The sequence below is a fragment of the Streptomyces sp. NPDC020597 genome (genome assembly GCF_044335095.1).
In the GTDB taxonomy this organism is placed as follows: domain Bacteria; phylum Actinomycetota; class Actinomycetes; order Streptomycetales; family Streptomycetaceae; genus Streptomyces.
Window position 1 is genome coordinate 1 of the sequence record NZ_JBIRUL010000041.1, and the last position, 18,198, is coordinate 18,198.

18 protein-coding genes and 1 pseudogene are annotated in these 18,198 nt (G+C 70.0%); 15 read left to right on the plus strand and 4 right to left on the minus strand.

Features of this window, described 5'->3' with window-relative positions; translation table 11 throughout:
- Together ACH4ZA_RS37045 and ACH4ZA_RS37050 are read left to right on the plus strand one after the other, a co-directional pair.
- A pseudogene (locus ACH4ZA_RS37045) lies at positions 1 to 289 on the plus strand (dehypoxanthine futalosine cyclase); the annotation flags it as partial.
- 7 nt (positions 290 to 296) lie between these two features.
- Positions 297 to 902, plus strand: coding sequence for a hypothetical protein (locus ACH4ZA_RS37050; protein ID WP_319280012.1), 606 nt, complete (start codon positions 297 to 299; stop codon positions 900 to 902).
- A gap of 75 nt (positions 903 to 977) precedes the next feature.
- Here ACH4ZA_RS37050 and ACH4ZA_RS37055 read toward each other — a convergent pair whose 3' ends face one another.
- Positions 978 to 2,060: a chitinase gene (locus ACH4ZA_RS37055; protein WP_398433511.1), complete on the minus strand. Its 1,083-nt coding sequence runs from the start codon at positions 2,058 to 2,060 to the stop codon at positions 978 to 980.
- A gap of 334 nt (positions 2,061 to 2,394) precedes the next feature.
- On the opposite strand from ACH4ZA_RS37055, the gene ACH4ZA_RS37060 reads away from it, so the two are divergent.
- Positions 2,395 to 3,090: a demethylmenaquinone methyltransferase gene (locus ACH4ZA_RS37060; protein WP_319280010.1), complete on the plus strand. Its 696-nt coding sequence runs from the start codon at positions 2,395 to 2,397 to the stop codon at positions 3,088 to 3,090.
- A gap of 5 nt (positions 3,091 to 3,095) precedes the next feature.
- Here the strand turns inward: ACH4ZA_RS37060 and ACH4ZA_RS37065 are convergent, their stop codons facing one another.
- Together ACH4ZA_RS37065 and ACH4ZA_RS37070 are read right to left on the minus strand one after the other, a co-directional pair.
- A complete protein-coding gene (locus tag ACH4ZA_RS37065; protein WP_398433512.1) occupies positions 3,096 to 3,410 on the minus strand; it encodes a PASTA domain-containing protein in 315 nt (104 codons plus the stop codon).
- Between the two features lie 132 nt (positions 3,411 to 3,542).
- Positions 3,543 to 4,049 (minus strand): GNAT family N-acetyltransferase, encoded by a 507-nt coding sequence (locus tag ACH4ZA_RS37070; protein ID WP_319280008.1) that lies wholly within the window; start codon positions 4,047 to 4,049, stop codon positions 3,543 to 3,545.
- A 97-nt stretch (positions 4,050 to 4,146) separates the two neighbouring features.
- Here ACH4ZA_RS37070 and ACH4ZA_RS37075 point away from each other — a divergent pair, with 97 nt between their 5' ends.
- On the plus strand, positions 4,147 to 5,454 hold the full coding sequence (locus tag ACH4ZA_RS37075) for a geranylgeranyl reductase family protein (protein WP_319280007.1): 1,308 nt from the start codon (positions 4,147 to 4,149) through the stop codon (positions 5,452 to 5,454).
- Positions 5,455 to 5,779: 325 nt separating this feature from the next.
- On the opposite strand, the gene ACH4ZA_RS37080 is transcribed toward ACH4ZA_RS37075, so the two are convergent.
- A complete protein-coding gene (locus ACH4ZA_RS37080; protein ID WP_319280006.1) occupies positions 5,780 to 6,580 on the minus strand; it encodes a C40 family peptidase in 801 nt (266 codons plus the stop codon).
- 739 nt (positions 6,581 to 7,319) lie between these two features.
- Here ACH4ZA_RS37080 and ACH4ZA_RS37085 point away from each other — a divergent pair.
- From ACH4ZA_RS37085 to nuoK, 11 genes are read left to right on the plus strand one after another with little or no spacing between them, the layout of a single operon-like run.
- A complete protein-coding gene (locus ACH4ZA_RS37085) occupies positions 7,320 to 7,679 on the plus strand; it encodes an NADH-quinone oxidoreductase subunit A (protein ID WP_007383963.1) in 360 nt (119 codons plus the stop codon).
- Positions 7,680 to 7,693: 14 nt separating this feature from the next.
- Positions 7,694 to 8,248, plus strand: a complete 555-nt coding sequence (locus tag ACH4ZA_RS37090; protein WP_057584832.1) for an NADH-quinone oxidoreductase subunit B family protein — start codon at positions 7,694 to 7,696, stop codon at positions 8,246 to 8,248.
- Positions 8,245 to 9,009 carry an NADH-quinone oxidoreductase subunit C gene (locus tag ACH4ZA_RS37095; protein WP_398433513.1) on the plus strand — a complete coding sequence of 255 codons (765 nt, stop codon included), beginning with the start codon at positions 8,245 to 8,247 and terminating at the stop codon, positions 9,007 to 9,009. The genes ACH4ZA_RS37090 and ACH4ZA_RS37095 overlap by 4 nt, the downstream gene beginning before the upstream one ends.
- Entirely contained in the window at positions 9,006 to 10,340 is a 1,335-nt protein-coding gene (locus ACH4ZA_RS37100; protein ID WP_319280004.1) for an NADH-quinone oxidoreductase subunit D, read from the plus strand. Before ACH4ZA_RS37095 ends, ACH4ZA_RS37100 begins: the two co-directional genes overlap by 4 nt.
- Entirely contained in the window at positions 10,337 to 11,209 is an 873-nt protein-coding gene (gene nuoE / locus ACH4ZA_RS37105; RefSeq protein ID WP_351669714.1) for an NADH-quinone oxidoreductase subunit NuoE, read from the plus strand. The genes ACH4ZA_RS37100 and nuoE overlap by 4 nt, the downstream gene beginning before the upstream one ends.
- The gene (gene nuoF / locus ACH4ZA_RS37110; protein ID WP_319280002.1) at positions 11,206 to 12,558 is read left to right on the plus strand and encodes an NADH-quinone oxidoreductase subunit NuoF; all 1,353 of its coding nucleotides are present in this window, start codon (positions 11,206 to 11,208) and stop codon (positions 12,556 to 12,558) included. The genes nuoE and nuoF overlap by 4 nt, the downstream gene beginning before the upstream one ends.
- Complete coding sequence (locus ACH4ZA_RS37115; RefSeq protein ID WP_319280000.1) at positions 12,555 to 15,059, plus strand: NADH-quinone oxidoreductase subunit G; 2,505 nt, start codon at positions 12,555 to 12,557, stop codon at positions 15,057 to 15,059. The genes nuoF and ACH4ZA_RS37115 overlap by 4 nt, the downstream gene beginning before the upstream one ends.
- Entirely contained in the window at positions 15,056 to 16,417 is a 1,362-nt protein-coding gene (gene nuoH / locus ACH4ZA_RS37120; RefSeq protein WP_319279999.1) for an NADH-quinone oxidoreductase subunit NuoH, read from the plus strand. Before ACH4ZA_RS37115 ends, nuoH begins: the two co-directional genes overlap by 4 nt.
- Positions 16,410 to 17,051 (plus strand): NADH-quinone oxidoreductase subunit NuoI, encoded by a 642-nt coding sequence (gene nuoI / locus ACH4ZA_RS37125; protein WP_319279998.1) that lies wholly within the window; start codon positions 16,410 to 16,412, stop codon positions 17,049 to 17,051. The genes nuoH and nuoI overlap by 8 nt, the downstream gene beginning before the upstream one ends.
- A complete protein-coding gene (locus tag ACH4ZA_RS37130) occupies positions 17,048 to 17,902 on the plus strand; it encodes an NADH-quinone oxidoreductase subunit J (protein WP_319279997.1) in 855 nt (284 codons plus the stop codon). Before nuoI ends, ACH4ZA_RS37130 begins: the two co-directional genes overlap by 4 nt.
- The gene (gene nuoK / locus ACH4ZA_RS37135) at positions 17,899 to 18,198 is read left to right on the plus strand and encodes an NADH-quinone oxidoreductase subunit NuoK (protein ID WP_003974374.1); all 300 of its coding nucleotides are present in this window, start codon (positions 17,899 to 17,901) and stop codon (positions 18,196 to 18,198) included. The genes ACH4ZA_RS37130 and nuoK overlap by 4 nt, the downstream gene beginning before the upstream one ends.

The window sequence follows — 18,198 nt, forward strand, 5'->3', positions numbered from 1 at the left end:
CCAGCTCTCCCTGCACTACGGCGCGGACGACCTCGGCTCGATCATGCTGGAGGAGAACGTCGTCTCCTCGGCCGGCGCCAAGCACCGCTCCAACCGCATGGAGATCATCGACCTGATCAGGAAGGCGGACCGGGTCCCGGCCCAGCGCGCCACGACGTACGAGCACCTCGTCGTGCACGACGACCCGGCGAACGACCCGGTCGACGAGCGGGTCATGTCCCACATCTCGTCCACGGCGATCGAGGGCGGCACGGCTCACCCCGAGCTGAAGCTGCTGACGTCCAACTAGCCGCCGCATGCTGACCATTCACGCGGATTCCAGGGACCGGGCGCTGGCCGTCAAGGGCGCGTGGATCGCCGACGCCGGGCCGCTCGCGGAACTCGTCGCCGCTCATCCGGGCGCGCGCGTGCGGACGTGGCCCGGCATCCTGACGCCGGGGCTGATCAACCTGCACGGCAACGAGCTGCTGGAGGAGGCGTACCACCCGGACCCGCGCGAGGCCGACGAACTGGGCGTCGAGCCGCTGACCGGGGAGGCGCTGGCGGCCCTCACCATGGACGACGCCCGATGGAGTGCGAGCGTGCGGCGCTGTGTGCAGCGCATGCTGGCGCACGGCACGGTCAGGGCGGCCTGCGAGGACCTGCGCAACCGCGCGGTGCGGGAGGCCCTGCACCGGTCCGCGCTGGCGGGCATGGGCCGGATCGGACGTCCCGGCGGGACACCCGCGCTCGACCCGTACGCCGCCGGGATCCCGGTGGAGTTCGCGCAGCCGCGGGAGCGGCATTCCGCGGCCCGCTTCGCGGTGTTCGACGTACGGGACGAGGCCGAACTCGCGGAGCGCGGCGCGGGCACCTGCGTGGCCACGGTGGCGGACGGCCGCCTCGTCTACCGGCGCCGGTGAGGGCGCCCCGTCAGGAGCGCGGGAGAGGGCCGCGAGTGCTCCACCGCACCTCAACCTGAACCCCTACCTCCCTCTTCACCGCGAGAACGCCTCCGCGAACGCCCCGTCCTCCTGCGCGACCCCACTGCAGTTGCTCAGCGCGTCATCCGTGTCCGTCCCGGCCGCGCACTGCCGATCCCGGAACGTCGACCACATCGACACCCATGCGATGCCCTTCTTCTCGGCGAACGCCCGCACCTGGGCCGCGTCGGCGAGCGTGAACGTCTCGTCGGCGACGTCGTTCGTGCCGACCATCGACGTCAGCGCCATCCCCCGCCACGCGGCGGAGTCGTCGGTCCCGAACACCTTCTTCAGCTGTGCCTGCGCGGCGGTCGCCGAGGCGATCGCGTATCCGCCCATGTCGCCGGCGTACGACTCGGCGTAGTTCATCGTCATGAGATTGACGGTGGAGACCTTGACGTCGTACGTGTTCGCCGACTCCAGCAGCGCCAGACCGGCGGAGTCCAGTCCGGAGGGCATCACCGGGAGCGTGAACGTGACCTCCAGGTCCGGACGCTCCTTCTGCAGTGCCGCGATCGCGGCAGAACGCCGGGCGACCGAGCCGGAGTCCGTCAACTCGTCGCCCTCGACGTCGAAGTCTGCCTGCGTGGAGCCGGCCGCGTCGAGCGCGTCCCCGTACGCCTTCGCGAGCGCCGGCGCGCTGTCGCAGGCGGCCGCCAGTTCCGTGCCGGAGGCTCCGCCGAAGGAGACCCGCACCGTGGCGCCCGTCCTCGTCAGCGCGGAGATGCGGGACTTCACCGCCTTGTCCCCGAGGGCGTCGACGCCGTTCCACTTCGGCGCGCAGTCACGGCCGTCGGCGATGACGAACGCCAGGTTGAACGTCGTCGGCGAGCCGGCGGCATCGTTGGCGGAGGCCTCGTCCGCGCTCACGTAGGGCGCGTAGGCGGTGCCAGTCCGGGTGCCGGCGCCGTGCTTCCCGGCACGCCCCGACGTCGAGGCGTCCGGCGTCGGCGAGGCGTTCGCGGACCGCCCGCCGGCCCGGACGGCGGCCGCGGGCGCCGCGTCGTCCGGCGCGCCCCCGGACTGCGCGGAGCATCCCGCCAACATCAGGGATATCAGGCAGGCGACCCCGGCCGTCGGCACCAGGAGACTCCTCATTGCGTCAGCACCCGCTCTCGTGATTTCCGCGCGGTTCGGGAAACGCGATGTGCGTTCCCGAACCCGGGGAATCTCCCACATCCCGGCGGGCCGCGGGGGAGTCGCGGGCACACGGTCGGTTCAGGGCGGCAAGCGTTCAGGACACGACATCCGTCCGCCCGAACAGGAGCTGTTCGCGACCTGGTGCACGCCGTCCGGGCCCGCGGTCGACGGACGAGGGGTCACGCCGGAGGACGACGGGGACGGTCGCCCTCGCCGGGCGGGCCGCGGCGGCGCGCGGGAGGCCGAGGCTCCTGCCGTGAGCCGGCGGGGGAGGGGCTGACACAATGACCGGGTGACCCGTGCTTCCCTGAACAAGCAGCCCCACGAAGTCGCCTCGATGTTCGACCGCGTGGCGGAACGGTACGACCTGACCAACGACGTCCTGTCGCTCGGCCAGGACCGGCGGTGGCGCAAGGAGGTCGCGAAGGCGGTCGACGCCCGCCCGGCGCAGAAGGTCCTGGACCTCGCCGCCGGCACGGCGACCTCCTCCCTGCCGTTCGCGCAGACCGGCGCGTACGTCGTCCCGTGCGACTTCTCCCTCGGCATGCTCCAGGTCGGCAAGAGGAACCACGCCTGGCTGCCCTTCACCGCCGGTGACGCGACGAAGCTGCCCTTCAGGGACGACTCGTTCGACGCCGTCACCATCTCCTTCGGCCTGCGCAACGTGCAGGACTTCGACGCGGCACTGCGCGAGATGCACCGCGTGACCCGGCCCGGCGGGCGCGTCGTGATCTGCGAGTTCTCACATCCGACCTGGGCGCCTTTCCGGACCGTCTACACCGAGTACCTGATGCGCGCGCTGCCCCCCGTCGCCCGCGCGGTCTCCTCGAACCCGGACGCCTACGTCTACCTCGCCGAGTCCATCCGCGCCTGGCCCGACCAGCCCGCCCTCGCCGAGCACCTGCGCAAGGCAGGCTGGTCGAAGGTCGCCTGGCGCAACCTGACGGGCGGCGTGGTGACCCTGCACCGGGGCTTCAAGGAGGCCTGAGGCCGTCACCCGGTGATCGCCGCGAAGGGGTCCTTCGGCCGGTCCAGCTCGCGCTCCAGCCCGCCCCCGCCGGGTCGCGGCACGCGCGGTTCGCGCACGCCCGCGCCCCCGCCGCCCTCCCCTTCGCGGAACTCGAACCACACGGTGACGACGGCGCCTCGAGGCACCTCGACGCCGGGTGGGGGGTACTGCCGTACGACGTAGTCGACGACCGCGCGGTGGAAGTCGGGCCGGTCCGGCGCGGCCAGCAGCACACCCTGCGCCGCAGCCGCCTCGCGCGCGTCCACGGCCATCAGACCGACGAGCCTCGGCACACGCACTTCGGGTGTTTTGGGTGGTATGAGCACAGATGTCACCCCCAGCGGTACTGGAAGGGTAACCGCCCGGGGGTGCCGTCCGGAAGCGTCAGGTGTCTTTCCGTAGCCGACGACTGCGCGGAGTGACCGAAGCCGTCACCAGGCTAGGCGGTAGCAGTGCGACTCCCGCGTCGACTGCGGCCTCGCGTACGTCTCCGCGAGCCGCATCCCCAGCCGCTCGGCGACGGCGATGGACCGCCGGTTGCCCGCGTCGACCATGGCCACCACCTCCGGCACCCCGGCCGCCCGCACCCGCTCCAGCGTCGACCGGGCGGCCGCCGTCGCGTACCCCCGGCCCCAGTGCTCCCGCCCCAGCCGCCACCCGATCTCGATCTCCCCCCGGGGACCCCAGTCCCGCGGCCACGGCTGAGCGCCGGTGAACCCGATGACCCGGTCGTCCGCGTCCAGCAACGTCCACAGGCAGAAGCCGTGCTCGGCGTCGTGCCGGCGCTGGCGGGCGGTGAGCTCCTCGTAGGCCGAGAGCTCCGCGGATCTCCCGCCGAAGAACTCCATGACGTCCGGATCGTCGAAGACCCGGTGCCAGGCGACCGCGTCCTCGTCCGTGGGGACGCGCAGCCGTACGACGGGGAGAGCTCGGTTCACGGGGCAGCCCTTCAGCCGGGTGATCAATGCTGCTGAATAGACTGCCCGTGTCCAGTGCCGGTCGGCACGCAGATTCCGAACTTGGGGAGATCCCGCCGTGACCGCCGTGACCGAGCCCCACTCCGAGCCCTTCACCGCGAACACCGCCGACGTCATCGTCGTCGGCGCGGGACCGGCCGGCTCCACGACCGCCTACTACCTCGCCAAGGCCGGACTCGACGTACTCCTCCTGGAGAAGACCGAGTTCCCGCGCGAGAAGGTCTGCGGGGACGGCCTCACCCCGCGCGCCACCAAGCAGCTGGTGGCCATGGGCATCGACATCTCCGAAGAGGCCGGCTGGCTGCGCAACAAGGGCCTGCGCATCATCGGCGGTGGTGTCCGGCTCCAGCTGGACTGGCCCGATCTGGCCTCCTTCCCCGACTACGGCCTCGTCCGCAAGCGCGACGACTTCGACGAGCAGCTCGCCCGCCAGGCCCAGAAGGCGGGCGCCCGCCTCCACGAGCGCTGCAACGTCGGCGCCCCGATCGTCGACGACCGCACCGGACGTATCACCGGCGTGCACGCCAAGCTGGGGGAGGACAAGCGCGAAGTCACCTTCCACGCCCCGCTCGTGGTCGCCGCCGACGGCAACTCCACCCGCCTCTCCCTGGCGATGGGCCTGCACCGTCGTGAGGACCGTCCGATGGGCGTCGCCGTCCGCACCTATTTCACCTCCCCGCGCCACGAGGACGACTACCTCGAGTCCTGGCTGGAGCTGTGGGACCGTCGCGGCCCCGGCGAGGACCGGCTGCTGCCCGGCTACGGCTGGATCTTCGGCATGGGCGACGGCACGTCGAACGTCGGCCTCGGCGTGCTCAACACCTCCGACTCCTTCAAGGAGCTCGACTGGCGCGAGGTCCTCAAGGCGTGGTGCGCGTCCATGCCGGAGGACTGGGGCTACACCCCCGAAAACATGACCGGCCCGATCCGCGGCGCCGCCCTCCCCATGGCCTTCAACCGCAAGCCCCACTACACCAAGGGCCTGCTGCTGGTCGGCGACGCCGGCGGCCTGGTGAACCCGTTCAACGGCGAGGGCATCGCCTACGCCATGGAGTCCGGGCAGCTCGCCGCCGACGTCATCGTGCAGGCCCACGCCCGCGCCACCCCCGGCCAGCGCGAACTCGCCCTGCAGCGCTACCCGCAGATCCTCGCGGACACCTACGGCGGCTACTACACGCTGGGCCGCGCCTTCGTGAAGCTCATCGGCAACCCGAAGGTCATGAAGATCGCGGCCCAGCGCGGTCTGACCCACCCGATGCTGATGAAGTTCACGCTGAAGATGCTCGCCAACCTGACGGACCCCACCGGCGGCGACGCGATGGACCGCATCATCAACGGCCTGAGCAAGGTGGCCCCGAAGGCCTGACCGGCCGGTGAGCGCGGCGGGCTCGACCGCGGGGCGGGGGCCCGCCGTTCGGCGGTCGACGCGCGGGGCCGAGTCCCTCCGCTCCACCGAATGTCGAAGTGCCCGACATGTCGGGCATCTTCGTCGCCCCGCCGTTCGTGAACGAACAGCCGGGCGTCGACGCCCCGTCCGGCGGCCGTGACGCGCGCCCCGGCGGGGGCGCACCCGGTGACGGGCCGCAGTCCGCCCCGGCGGGCGCGCGCCCGGAGAAGCCCGAAGGGCCGCTGCCCCCGAGCGGCTGCGGCCCTTGCGTGCGTGAGGCGCCCTCAGAGGCGCCCGGGAGCGGTCAGAGCACCCTCACCGCGCCGCTCGGCGGGTCGTACGACAGCGGCTTCTCGGCCACGCCGGTGGACGGGTTCTGCGCGCCGACGAACATGCCGTCGCCGACGTAGACCGCCACGTGGTACGCGCTGCCCGCGCCGCCCCAGTAGAGGATGTCGCCGGGCTGCAGGTTGTCCAGCGACACCTGGGTGCCGGCCGTCGACTGGTCCTGCGAGACGCGCGGCAGGTCGATGCCGACCTGCTTGAAGGCGGTCTGCACCAGCCCCGAGCAGTCCCACGAGTTGGGGCCGGTGCCGCCGGAGACGTAGGCGTCACCGATCTGCGCCTTCACGAAGGCGATGACGGCCGCGGCCGAACCCGTCGCCGTGGAGGAGCTCGTGCTGCTGAAGGCCTTGGCCGACGTCGAGGTCAGCGTGGTGCGCTCGGCGGCACGCGTGGCCCGCTCGGCGGCGTCCCTACGAGCGGCCTCGGCCTTCTTCTTCGCCTCGGCCTTGGCCTCGGCGAGGTCCTTCTTGGCTTCCTTGGCGGCGGACGCGGCGGCCGCGTCGCGCTCGGCGTGGAGCTGGTAGTTCGCCGCGGCCTGCTGTGTGGCCTGGGCGGACTGCGCGACCTGGGCGGCCAGGTCGCCGGTGAGCACGGGCAGTTCGAGCGTCTGCGTCACCGGTTCGGCGGCGTTGGCCGAGCCGGCTGCTGTGGCGACGGCCAGCGTGCCGAGAACACCACTGGCGACTCCGGCCCGCATCGCGATCGTCGACGCGCTGCGGCGGGGTTTCCGGTGGCTGCGTATGTGAGCGGTGAGGGACATGGGTACAACCGGTATCAGGGGCTCCTCCATACCTTCAAGAAACGTGTGGTGCGCCACAGTTGTTCAACGGACGCCCCAAATTCCCCGCCTCGAGTTCTTTATTGACGCCGTAACGGACATTGCGGACGCATGCGATCAAGCCTGTGATCATGATGTTTCGCGGTTACGCCCGAATTGCCCTGCGCCTACCACCGGTCGAGACAGTTGGCCAAGCCCCGCTCTTGGGAGCCCCTCGCGGGTGTGGCGGAGGTCACGGAACGGTTACCGGGACGCCCGCGTCTCGCGCCCGCGGCATGACGGCTTCCGTTCGTGAACGCGTGCACGCGTCCATGTCCGGCCCCTCTCTCCCTCTGATGTGTGAACGCGGTCCTGTACCAGCCCTCCGCGTCCATCTCCAATTTGCATGCAAGGGAAGCCTCTTGATATGGAGACGCCTCTCCGGCCTGCGGTGACGAGCGCAAATGTCACTTCTTGTGATCACTCTGACGCTTCGCGTACGAAGATCACCGCTGATACGACTTCATGATCGTTCGTCAGGTGGTGGAGATCACAAAGCTTGTGTAATACCCCGTGTCGCAGATCACAGAGCGGCGGGCATAGGATGCGAGGCAGTTGGGCTTGTGACCTGCTTCACATGTTCGCGATCTTCGTCTGGACGGGCGGTGTTCGCGGGCCTGCGGGCAGTGAGAGTCCGATGTCATCGCCAGCAGTCAGTGCCGACTGAGAGGAGCGAGGAGCGGTGAACGCGTATGCGCCCATCCTCGTACTGGGAGCCCTCGGGGCAGGCTTTGCGATCTTCTCCGTGGTCATGGCCACGCTGATCGGGCCGAAGCGGTACAACCGCGCCAAGCTCGAGGCCTATGAGTGCGGTATCGAGCCGACCCCCACGCCGGCCGGCGGCGGGCGCTTCCCCATCAAGTACTACCTGACGGCGATGCTCTTCATCGTCTTCGACATCGAGATCGTCTTCCTCTACCCCTGGGCCGTCACCTTCGACGCCCTGGGTGTCTTCGGGCTCGTGGAGATGCTGCTCTTCGTGCTCACCGTCTTCGTGGCGTACGCGTACGTGTGGCGGCGCGGCGGCCTGGAATGGGACTGAGGGGCCTTTAAGTCATGGGACTCGAAGAAAAGCTGCCGAGCGGTTTCCTGCTGACCACCGTCGAGCAGGCCGCGGGCTGGGTGCGCAAGGCGTCCGTCTTCCCCGCCACGTTCGGTCTGGCCTGCTGCGCCATCGAGATGATGACGACCGGCGCAGGCCGCTACGACCTGGCGCGCTTCGGCATGGAGGTCTTCCGCGGTTCGCCCCGCCAGGCCGACCTCATGATCGTCGCCGGCCGGGTGAGTCAGAAGATGGCGCCGGTGCTCCGCCAGGTCTACGACCAGATGCCCGCCCCGAAGTGGGTCATCTCCATGGGCGTCTGCGCGTCCTCGGGCGGCATGTTCAACAACTACGCGATCGTCCAGGGCGTCGATCACATCGTGCCCGTCGACATCTACCTTCCGGGCTGCCCGCCGCGGCCCGAGATGCTGATGGACGCGATCCTCAAGCTCCATCACAAGATCCAGAACTCCAAGCTGGGCGTGAACGCCGAGGAGGCGGCCCGCGAGGCGGAGGAGGCGGCGCTGAAGGCCCTGCCCATGATCGAGATGAAGGGGCTGCTGCGGTGAGCGACGCGAACGGCACCCACGGCGCGAACGGCTCCTCGAACGGGGTGAACCCCGAGAAGGACCTCTCCGCCTCCAACCTCCCCGGCCAGCGCGGCCAGGGCGGGGAGGAGGTCCGCGTCCAGCGCGGCATGTTCGGCGCCGACAACGGCGGCGACACCTCCGGCTACGGCGGCCTGGTCCGCTCGATCCGGCTCCCGGGGGCGGCGAGCCGGCCGTACGGCGGCTGGTTCGACGAGGTCGCCGACGAACTGGAGGGCGCACTGGAGGAGCAGGGTCTCCTCCCCGCCAACGCGATCGAGAAGACGGTCGTCGACCGCGACGAGCTCACCTTCCACATCGAGCGCGAGCACCTGCTCCGCGTCGCCCGCACCCTGCGCGACGACCCGGCCCTGCGCTTCGAGCTCTGCACCGGTGTCAGCGGCGTGCACTACCCGCACGACAAGGGGCGCGAACTGCACGCCGTCTACCACCTGCGCTCGATCACCCACAACCGGCTGATCCGCCTGGAGGTCAGCGCCCCGGAAGGCGACCCGCGCATCCCGTCCCTGGTCCCGGTGTATCCCACCAACGACTGGCACGAGCGCGAGACCTACGACTTCTTCGGCATCGTCTTCGACGGCCATCCGGCCCTCACGCGGATCATGATGCCGGACGACTGGCCGGGCCATCCGCAGCGCAAGGACTACCCCCTCGGCGGCATCCCCGTCGAGTACAAGGGCGCCCAGATCCCGGCTCCGGACCAGCGGAGGTCGTACTCGTGAGCACGCAGTCATCAGCCGCGTCCGCCTCGGCGCGCGAGACCACAGAGGGCACCGTCTACACGGTCACCGGCGGCGACTGGGACGAGGTCGTCCAGTCCGCGGCCCGCGCCGACGACGAGCGCATCGTCGTCAACATGGGCCCCCAGCACCCCTCCACCCACGGGGTGCTCCGCCTCATCCTGGAGATCGAGGGCGAGACCGTCACCGAGGCCCGCTGCGGCATCGGCTACCTCCACACCGGCATCGAGAAGAACCTCGAGTACCGCACGTGGACGCAGGGCACCACGTTCGTGACGCGCATGGATTACCTGACGTCCTTCTTCAACGAGACCGCGTACTGTCTCGCCGTCGAGAAACTCCTCGGCATCGAGGACCAGATCACCGAGCGAGCCAAGATCATCCGAGTGCTCCTGATGGAGCTGAACCGGATGTCGTCGCACCTGGTGTGCATCGCCACGGGCGGCATGGAACTCGGCGCCACCACGATCATGATCTACGGATTCCGTGATCGTGAAATGATTCTCGACATCTACGAGCTCATCACGGGCCTGCGGATGAACCACGCGTACATCCGCCCCGGCGGACTCGCCCAGGACCTGCCGCCCGGCGCGGTGGACCAGATCCGCGAGTTCGTGAAGAAGATGAAGAAGAACCTCCCCGAGTACGACAAGCTCGCCACCGGGAACCCCATCTTCAAGGCCCGTATGCAGGACGTCGGCTACCTCGACCTGGCCGGCTGCATGGCCCTCGGCGCCACCGGCCCCATCCTGCGCTCCACCGGCCTGCCGCACGACCTGCGCAAGACCCAGCCCTACTGCGACTACGAGACGTACGACTTCGACGTCCCGACCGCCGACTCCTGCGACTCCTACGGTCGCTTCCTGATCCGGCTGGAAGAGATGCGCCAGTCGCTCGGGATCGTCGAGCAGTGCCTGGACCGGCTGCAGCCCGGTCCGGTCATGGTCGCCGACCGGAAGATCGCCTGGCCGGCCCAGCTGGCCCTGGGCCCCGACGGACTCGGCAACTCCCTCGACCACATCAAGAAGATCATGGGCACGTCCATGGAGGCCCTGATCCACCACTTCAAGCTGGTCACCGAGGGCTTCCGCGTGCCGCCGGGTCAGGCGTACGCGGCGGTCGAGTCGCCCAAGGGCGAGCTCGGGGTGCACGCCGTGTCCGACGGAGGCACCCGCCCCTACCGGGTCCACTTCCGGGACCCGTCCTTCACCAACCTGCAAGCCATGGCGGCGATGTGCGAGGGCGGCCAGGTCGCCGACGTGATCGTCGCCGTCGCGTCCATCGACCCCGTGATGGGAGGCGTCGACCGGTGACCACCTCTTCTTCCGAGCGGGGCGTCAGCCTGGGCATGCCCGAACTGCCCGCGCCCGCCTACCCGGACGACGTCCGAGCCCGGCTGGAGGCGGACGCGCGCGAGATCATCGCCCGCTACCCCGACTCCCGGTCCGCGCTCCTGCCGTTGCTGCACCTCGTGCAGTCGGAGGAGGGGCACGTCACGCGCACCGGAATGCGCTTCTGCGCCGACGTGCTGGACCTCACCACCGCCGAGGTCACCGCGGTCGCCACCTTCTACACCATGTACCGGCGCCGGCCCAGCGGCGACTACCAGGTGGGCGTCTGCACCAACACGCTGTGCGCGGTGATGGGCGGCGACGCGATCTTCGACGAGCTCCAGGAGTACCTGGGTGTCGGCAACGGAGGCACCACCGACGACGGAAAGATCACTCTGGAGCACATCGAGTGCAACGCGGCCTGCGACTTCGCGCCGGTCGTGATGGTCAACTGGGAGTTCTTCGACAACCAGACCGTCCAGAGCGCGAAGCGCCTGGTGGACGACCTGCGCAGCGGCGCCACGGTGTCCCCGACGCGCGGGGCGCCGCTCTGCTCCTTCAAGGAGACCGCCCGCATCCTGGCGGGCTTCCCCGACGAGCGGGAGGGCGCCGTCGAGGCGAGCGGCAGTGCGGGACCGGCGTCACTGGTGGGTCTTCGCCTGGCAAAGGGAGAGACCGCACCCGCGCGCGTGGTCCATCCGCGCGACGGCGGGCCGCACGACGAGCCGCGGGACCGGGCCGTCCACGAGCCGTCGCCCACCGAGCACCTGAGTTCGCACGACGCGCCACAGGACACGTCGGCCTCCGACCCGGCTCACCCGGCAGGGCCTACCGCCGAGGAGGGGGAGTGATGACCTTGGCACCCGAACTGAAAGGCGGCAGCCCCGAGAAGCTGCTCGCACCCGTGCTGTCGGCCTTCTGGGACGAGGACAGGTCCTGGAGCCTGGACGTCTACCGAAGGCACGAGGGGTACGAGGGCCTGCGCAAGGCGCTCGCCATGTCGCCGGACGAACTGATCGCGTTCGTCAAGGACTCCGGTCTGCGCGGGCGGGGCGGCGCGGGATTCCCGACGGGAATGAAATGGCAGTTCATTCCCCAGGGGGATGGAAAGCCGCACTATCTAGTTGTCAATGCCGACGAATCGGAGCCCGGGACCTGCAAGGACATCCCGCTCCTCTTCGCGAACCCGCACAGCCTCATCGAGGGCATTGTGATCGCGTGTTACGCCATCAGGTCGTCTCATGCCTTCATCTATCTGCGTGGCGAAGTCGTCCCCGTTCTGCGGCGGTTGCACGAGGCCGTGCGCGAGGCCCAGGAGGCCGGCTACCTCGGCGAGAACATCCTGGGCAGCGGACTCGACCTCCAGCTCACCGTGCATGCCGGCGCCGGCGCGTACATCTGCGGTGAGGAGACCGCGCTGCTCGACTCGCTCGAAGGCCGCCGTGGTCAACCGCGGCTTCGTCCCCCCTTTCCTGCGGTCGCGGGCCTCTATGCGTGCCCGACTGTGGTGAATAACGTCGAGTCGATCGCGTCAGTTCCCGCCATCCTGCAAAAAGGCAAGGAATGGTTCAGGTCGATGGGAAGCGAGAAGTCCCCGGGCTTCACGCTCTACTCCCTCAGCGGCCACGTCGCCAGCCCCGGCCAGTACGAGGCCCCGCTCGGCATCACCCTGCGCCAGCTCCTCGAGATGAGCGGCGGCATGCGGCCCGGGCACCGGCTCAAGTTCTGGACGCCGGGCGGCTCCTCGACGCCGATGTTCACCGACGAGCACCTCGACGTCCCCCTCGACTACGAAGGAGTGGGCGCCGCGGGGTCCATGCTCGGCACGAAAGCCCTGCAGTGCTTCGACGAGACGACCTGCGTGGTGCGTGCCGTGACCCGCTGGACCGAGTTCTACGCACACGAGTCCTGCGGCAAGTGCACGCCGTGCCGCGAAGGCACGTACTGGCTCGTGCAGCTGCTGCGCGACATCGAGGCCGGCAAGGGCGCGATGTCCGACCTCGACAAGCTCAACGACATCGCCGACAACATCAACGGCAAGTCCTTCTGCGCCCTCGGCGACGGCGCCGCATCGCCGATCTTCTCCTCGCTCAAGTACTTCCGCGAGGAGTACGAGCAGCACATCACGGGCCGCGGCTGCCCCTTCGACCCGGCCAAGTCGACGGCGTGGGCGGACAAGCACACGGAGGTGAACGCATGACGGTGACCACCAGCGCTCCCTCCGGAGGCGGCGAGGCGACGGTCCCGCCGGAGGATCTCGTGACGCTGACGATCGACGGCGCCGAGATCAGCGTGCCCAAGGGCACCCTGGTCATCCGGGCCGCCGAGCAGCTCGGCATCGAGATCCCCCGCTTCTGCGACCATCCCCTCCTCGACCCCGCAGGCGCCTGCCGCCAGTGCATCGTCGACGTCGAGGGCCAGCGCAAGCCGATGGCGTCCTGCACGATCACGTGCACGGACGGCATGGTGGTGAAGACACACCTCACCTCGCCGGTCGCCGAGAAGGCGCAGCACGGCGTGATGGAGCTGCTCCTCATCAACCACCCGCTGGACTGCCCGGTCTGCGACAAGGGCGGCGAGTGCCCCCTGCAGAACCAGGCCATGTCGCACGGCCAGGCCGAGTCCCGCTTCGAGGGAAGGAAGCGGACCTACGAGAAGCCCGTGCCGATCTCCACCCAGGTGCTCCTCGACCGGGAGCGGTGCGTGCTGTGCGCCCGCTGCACCCGGTTCTCGAACCAGGTGGCGGGCGACCCGATGATCGAGCTGATCGAGCGCGGGGCGCTGCAGCAGGTGGGCACCGGCGAGGGCGACCCCTTCGAGTCGTACTTCTCCGGCAACACCATCCAGATCTGCCCGGTGGGCGCGCTGACCTCGGCGGCGTACCGGTTCCGCTCCCGGCCGTTCGACCTGGTCTCCTCCCCGTCGGTCTGCGAGCACTGCTCCGGCGGCTGCGCCACCCGCACCGACCACCGCCGCGGCAAGGTCATGCGGCGGCTGGCCGCCGAGGACCCCGAGGTCAACGAGGAGTGGCTCTGCGACAAGGGGCGCTTCGCGTTCCGGTACGCGCAGCAGCGGGACCGGCTCGACACGCCTTTGGTGCGCAACGCCGAAGGGGACCTCGTACCGGCTTCCTGGCCGGAGGCACTGCAGATCGCGGCTCAGGGTCTGCTGGCGTCACGCGGTAGGACCGGCGTGCTGACGGGCGGCCGTCTCACCGTCGAGGACGCCTACGCGTACAGCAAGTTCGCGCGCGTGGCGCTCGACACGAACGACATCGACTTCCGGGCGCGGGTGCACAGCAGCGAGGAGGCCGACTTCCTGGCCGCCCGCGTCGCCGGCCGCGGCCGCGATCTGGACGGTACGGGCGTCACGTACTCCTCCCTGGAGAAGGCGCCCGCCGTCCTGCTGGTCGGGTTCGAGTCCGAGGAAGAGGCGCCCGGCGTCTTCCTGCGACTGCGCAAGGCCTGGCGCAAGCACGGCCAGCGGGTGTTCTCGCTGGCCACGCACGTCACCCGGGGCCTGGAGAAGGCGGGCGGCACGCTGCTGCCGGCCGCTCCGGGCACGGAGACCGAGTGGCTGGACGCGCTGGCGAGCGGCTCCGGCCTGGCGGACGCCGGCGCCACGGCCGCACAAGCGCTGCGGGCCGAGGGCGCGGTGATCGTCGTCGGTGAACGGCTGGCTGCGGTCGAGGGCGGGCTGACCGCCGCGGCCCGGACCGCCTCGGCGACCGGCGCCCGGCTGGTGTGGATTCCGCGCCGGGCGGGGGAGCGGGGCGCGATCGAGGCGGGCGCCCTGCCGTCGCTCCTGCCGGGCGGCCGTCCGGCCACCGACCCCCGCGCGCGTGAGGAGGTCGCCGCGGCCTGGGGCCTGGCCGAACTCCCGCACCGTTACGGCCGGGACACCGGGCAGATCGTCGAGGCCGCCGCCTCCGGCGAACTGCAGGCGCTGCTCGTCGCCGGTGTCGAGGTCGCGGATCTGCCCGACCCGGCACGCGCGCGTGAGGCGCTGGCCGAGGCCGGCTTCGTGGTGTCGCTGGAGCTGAGGCCCGGTGAGGTCACCGAACACGCCGACGTCGTCCTCCCGGTGGCCGCGGTCGCCGAGAAGCCGGGCGCCTTCCTCAACTGGGAGGGCCGGGTCCGCTTCTTCGAGGCGGCACTGAAGCCCGACCAGATGACCCGCCGTGTGGCGCCCGCCGACGCGCGCGTGCTGCAGATGCTCGCCGACGCCATGGACGTCCATCTCGGTCTGCCGGATCTGCGCACCGCCCGCGCGGAGCTCGACCGGCTCGGGTCCTGGGAGGGTCCCGGCGCCTCCGAGCCCACGGAGCAGGCCGCGCAGTTGCCGCGGCCCGCCGCCGGGGAGGCCGTCCTCGCCGGACACCGTCTGCTGCTCGACCAGGGCGTCCTGCAGCAGGGCGACGAGGCGCTCGCCGGGACCCGGCACGCGGCACGCGCGCGTGTCTCGGCCGCCACGGCAGCCGAGGCCGGTGTCGAGGACGGCGGCCTGCTCGCCGTCACCGGACCCGCAGGAACGGTCGCACTGCCGCTGCAGATCACCGTGATGCCCGACCGGGTCGTCTGGCTCCCGCTGAACTCCACCGGCCGGGGCGTCGCCTCCGACTCCGGGGCCACGCCCGGCTCCCTCGTACGCATCGGACCGGCGACGCTCGCCGCCGACGCCCCCAAGGAGGTGGAGGCATGAGCCCGTACTTCGCCGCTGAAGACCTCTCGATGTTCGGCCGCGACCCCTGGTGGCTGGTCGTCGTCAAGGCGGTCTTCTGCTTCGCCTTCCTGATGGTGACCGTGCTGTTCTCCATCGTCTGGGAGCGCAAGGTCGTCGCCTGGATGCAGTTGCGCATCGGCCCCAACCGGCACGGTCCCTGGGGCATGCTCCAGTCCCTCGCCGACGGCATCAAGCTGATGCTGAAGGAGGACCTCGTCGTCAAACGCGCGGACAAGGTGGTGTACATCCTCGCGCCGATCGTCGCGGCCATCCCGGCCTTCATGGCGATCGCGGTGATCCCCTTCGGTCCCGCCGACAACGAGGTCTCGATCTTCGGCCAGCGCACCACGATGCAGCTGACCGACCTTCCGATCGCGATGCTCTACGTCCTCGCGGTCGCCTCCGTCGGCATCTACGGCATCGTGCTGGCCGGCTGGAGCTCCGGCTCCACGTACCCGCTGCTGGGCGGCCTGCGGTCCTGCGCGCAGATGATCTCCTACGAGATCGCCATGGGCGCGGCGTTCGCCTCGGTGTTCCTCTACTCGGGGTCGATGTCGACCTCGACGATCGTCGAGCAGCAGCAGGACCGCTGGTACATCCTCCTGCTGCCGGTCTCCTTCGTCCTCTACATCATCACGATGGTCGGCGAGACCAACCGCGCCCCCTTCGACATGCCGGAGTCCGAGGGCGACCTGGTCGGCGGCTTCAACACCGAGTACTCGTCGATCAAGTTCGCGATGTTCATGCTCGCCGAGTACGTGAACATGGTGACGGTCTCCGCCGTGGCGACCACGCTCTTCCTCGGCGGCTGGCGCGCCCCCTGGCCGATCAGCGGTTTCTGGGAGGGCGCGAACCACGGCTGGTGGCCGATGCTCTGGTTCGTCGTCAAGGTGCAGCTGCTGCTGTTCTTCTTCATCTGGCTGCGCGGCACGCTTCCCCGCGTCCGCTACGACCAGCTGATGAAGCTCGGCTGGAAGGTCCTGATCCCGGTGTCGGTGACGTGGCTGATGCTCGTCGCGACCGTACGGACGCTGCGCAACGAGAACTACGACTTCACCGACATCGCCCTCTACGTGTGCGGCGGCGTTCTGGTCCTGCTGTTGCTCTCCTTCGTCGCGGACATGTTCCGCAACGCGCGGAAGGAGGCTCAGGCCCCCGCCGAGCCGGCCGAGTTCGACCCGATGGCGGGCGGATTCCCCGTGCCGCCGCTGCCGGGGCAGGAGCTGCCGCCGGTGCCGAGGCGCCGCCCGAGCCGGGAGCGGGAGCTCATTGTCAGTGGTGGAGTGGACACTGTGAGTGACGGATCGCTGGATGGAAAGGAGGCGTCCGATGGCTGAGGAGCCCAAGGAGACCAAGCCCGGTTTCCAGAACCCCGTGGCCGGCTTCGGCGTGACCTTCAAGGCCATGTTCAAGAAGCGGCTGACCGAGCAGTACCCGGAGCAGGAGAAGACCACAGCTCCCCGGTTCCACGGACGGCACCAGCTCAACCGCCATCCGGACGGCCTGGAGAAGTGCGTCGGCTGTGAGCTGTGCGCCTGGGCCTGCCCCGCCGACGCCATCTACGTGGAGGGCGCGGACAACACCGACGAGGAGCGCTACTCCCCGGGCGAGCGGTACGGACGCGTCTACCAGATCAACTACGCCCGCTGCATCCTGTGCGGCCTGTGCATCGAGGCGTGTCCCACGCGCGCGTTGACGATGACCAACGAGTTCGAGCTGGCCGACTCCAGCCGCGCCAACCTGATTTTCACCAAGGAGCAGCTGCTCGCCGGCCTCGAGGAGGGCATGGTCGACTCGCCGCACGCCATCTACCCGGGCACGGACGAGCAGGACTACTACCGGGGGCTGGTCACGGAGGCCGCGCCCGGCACGGAACGCCAGACGGCCGTCTCCAAGGGCGAGAGCCCGCAGGACGCGGCCTCCGCGTCCGGCTCGGGCGAGCCGGCGTCGGAGGAGGTGGTCGGCCGATGAGCGCGCAGCTCGCCGCCTACGCCACCTCGACCGGCGAGGCCTTCCAGTTCTGGGTGCTCGGCACGGTCGCGGTGGCCGGCGCCCTGTGCACCGTCTTCATGAAGAAGGCCGTGCACAGCGCGCTCTGTCTCGCCGGCACCATGATCGTCCTGGCGGTGTTCTACCTCGCCAACGGCGCCTACTTCCTGGGCATCGTGCAGATCGTGGTCTACACCGGCGCGATCATGATGCTCTTCCTGTTCGTGGTGATGCTCGTCGGCGTCACCGCGGCGGACTCGCTGAAGGAGACGATCAAGGGGCAGCGCTGGCTGGCCCTGCTGTGCGGTCTCGGCTTCGGCGTCCTGCTGATCGCCGGCATCGGCAACGCCTCTCTGACGGAGTTCAACGGCCTCGCCGAGGCGAACGCGCACGGCAACGTGGAGGGCCTCGCCGCCCTCATCTTCACGAAGTACGTCTTCGCCTTCGAGATCACCGGCGCCCTGCTCATCACGGCGGCCGTGGGCGCCATGGTGCTCACCCACCGCGAGCGCACCGAGCGGCCCAAGACCCAGCGGGAGCTGGCCGAGCAGCGCGTCCGCGAGGGCAGGCACGTTCCGCCCCTGCCGGCCCCCGGCGTGTACGCGCGGCACAACGCGGTGGACGTCCAGGGCCTGCTTCCCGACGGCACCCCGTCGGAGCTCACGGTCAGCAGCACGCTCCGGGAGCGGGGCCAGATCAGGGACGTGTCCGCCGAGGCGCTGAGCGACCTCAAGGCCCTCGAGCAGCGTGCCGAGGAGCGTCTGGAGCGGGCCGCGGTCGAGCCGCCCCGCCTCAAGCCGAACTCCCGGCGGACCGAGGAGGCGTCGAAGTGAACCCCGTCAACTACCTCTACCTCGCGGCCCTGTTGTTCACGATCGGCGCGACGGGCGTGCTGATCAGGCGCAACGCGATCGTCGTCTTCATGTGCATCGAGCTCATGCTCAACGCCTGCAACCTCGCGTTCGTCGCCTTCTCCCGGATGCACGGCAATCTCGACGGCCAGATCATCGCCTTCTTCACGATGGTCGTCGCGGCCGCGGAGGTCGTGGTCGGACTCGCGATCATCGTGTCGCTGTTCCGTTCCCGCCACTCGGCCTCGGTCGACGACGCCAGCCTGATGAAGCTGTAA

Excerpts from the sequence above, each read along its gene's own strand:
- ACH4ZA_RS37090 (WP_057584832.1), top strand. The coding sequence starts at position 7,694 with ATGGGACTCGAAGAAAAGCTGCCGAGCGGTTTCCTGCTGACCACCGTC.
- ACH4ZA_RS37080 (WP_319280006.1), bottom strand. The coding sequence starts at position 6,580 with ATGTCCCTCACCGCTCACATACGCAGCCACCGGAAACCCCGCCGCAGC.
- ACH4ZA_RS37115 (WP_319280000.1), top strand. The coding sequence starts at position 12,555 with ATGACGGTGACCACCAGCGCTCCCTCCGGAGGCGGCGAGGCGACGGTC.
- ACH4ZA_RS37130 (WP_319279997.1), top strand. The coding sequence starts at position 17,048 with ATGAGCGCGCAGCTCGCCGCCTACGCCACCTCGACCGGCGAGGCCTTC.
- ACH4ZA_RS37055 (WP_398433511.1), bottom strand. The coding sequence starts at position 2,060 with ATGAGGAGTCTCCTGGTGCCGACGGCCGGGGTCGCCTGCCTGATATCC.
- ACH4ZA_RS37050 (WP_319280012.1), top strand. The coding sequence starts at position 297 with ATGCTGACCATTCACGCGGATTCCAGGGACCGGGCGCTGGCCGTCAAG.
- nuoI (WP_319279998.1), top strand. The coding sequence starts at position 16,410 with ATGGCTGAGGAGCCCAAGGAGACCAAGCCCGGTTTCCAGAACCCCGTG.
- nuoH (WP_319279999.1), top strand. The coding sequence starts at position 15,056 with ATGAGCCCGTACTTCGCCGCTGAAGACCTCTCGATGTTCGGCCGCGAC.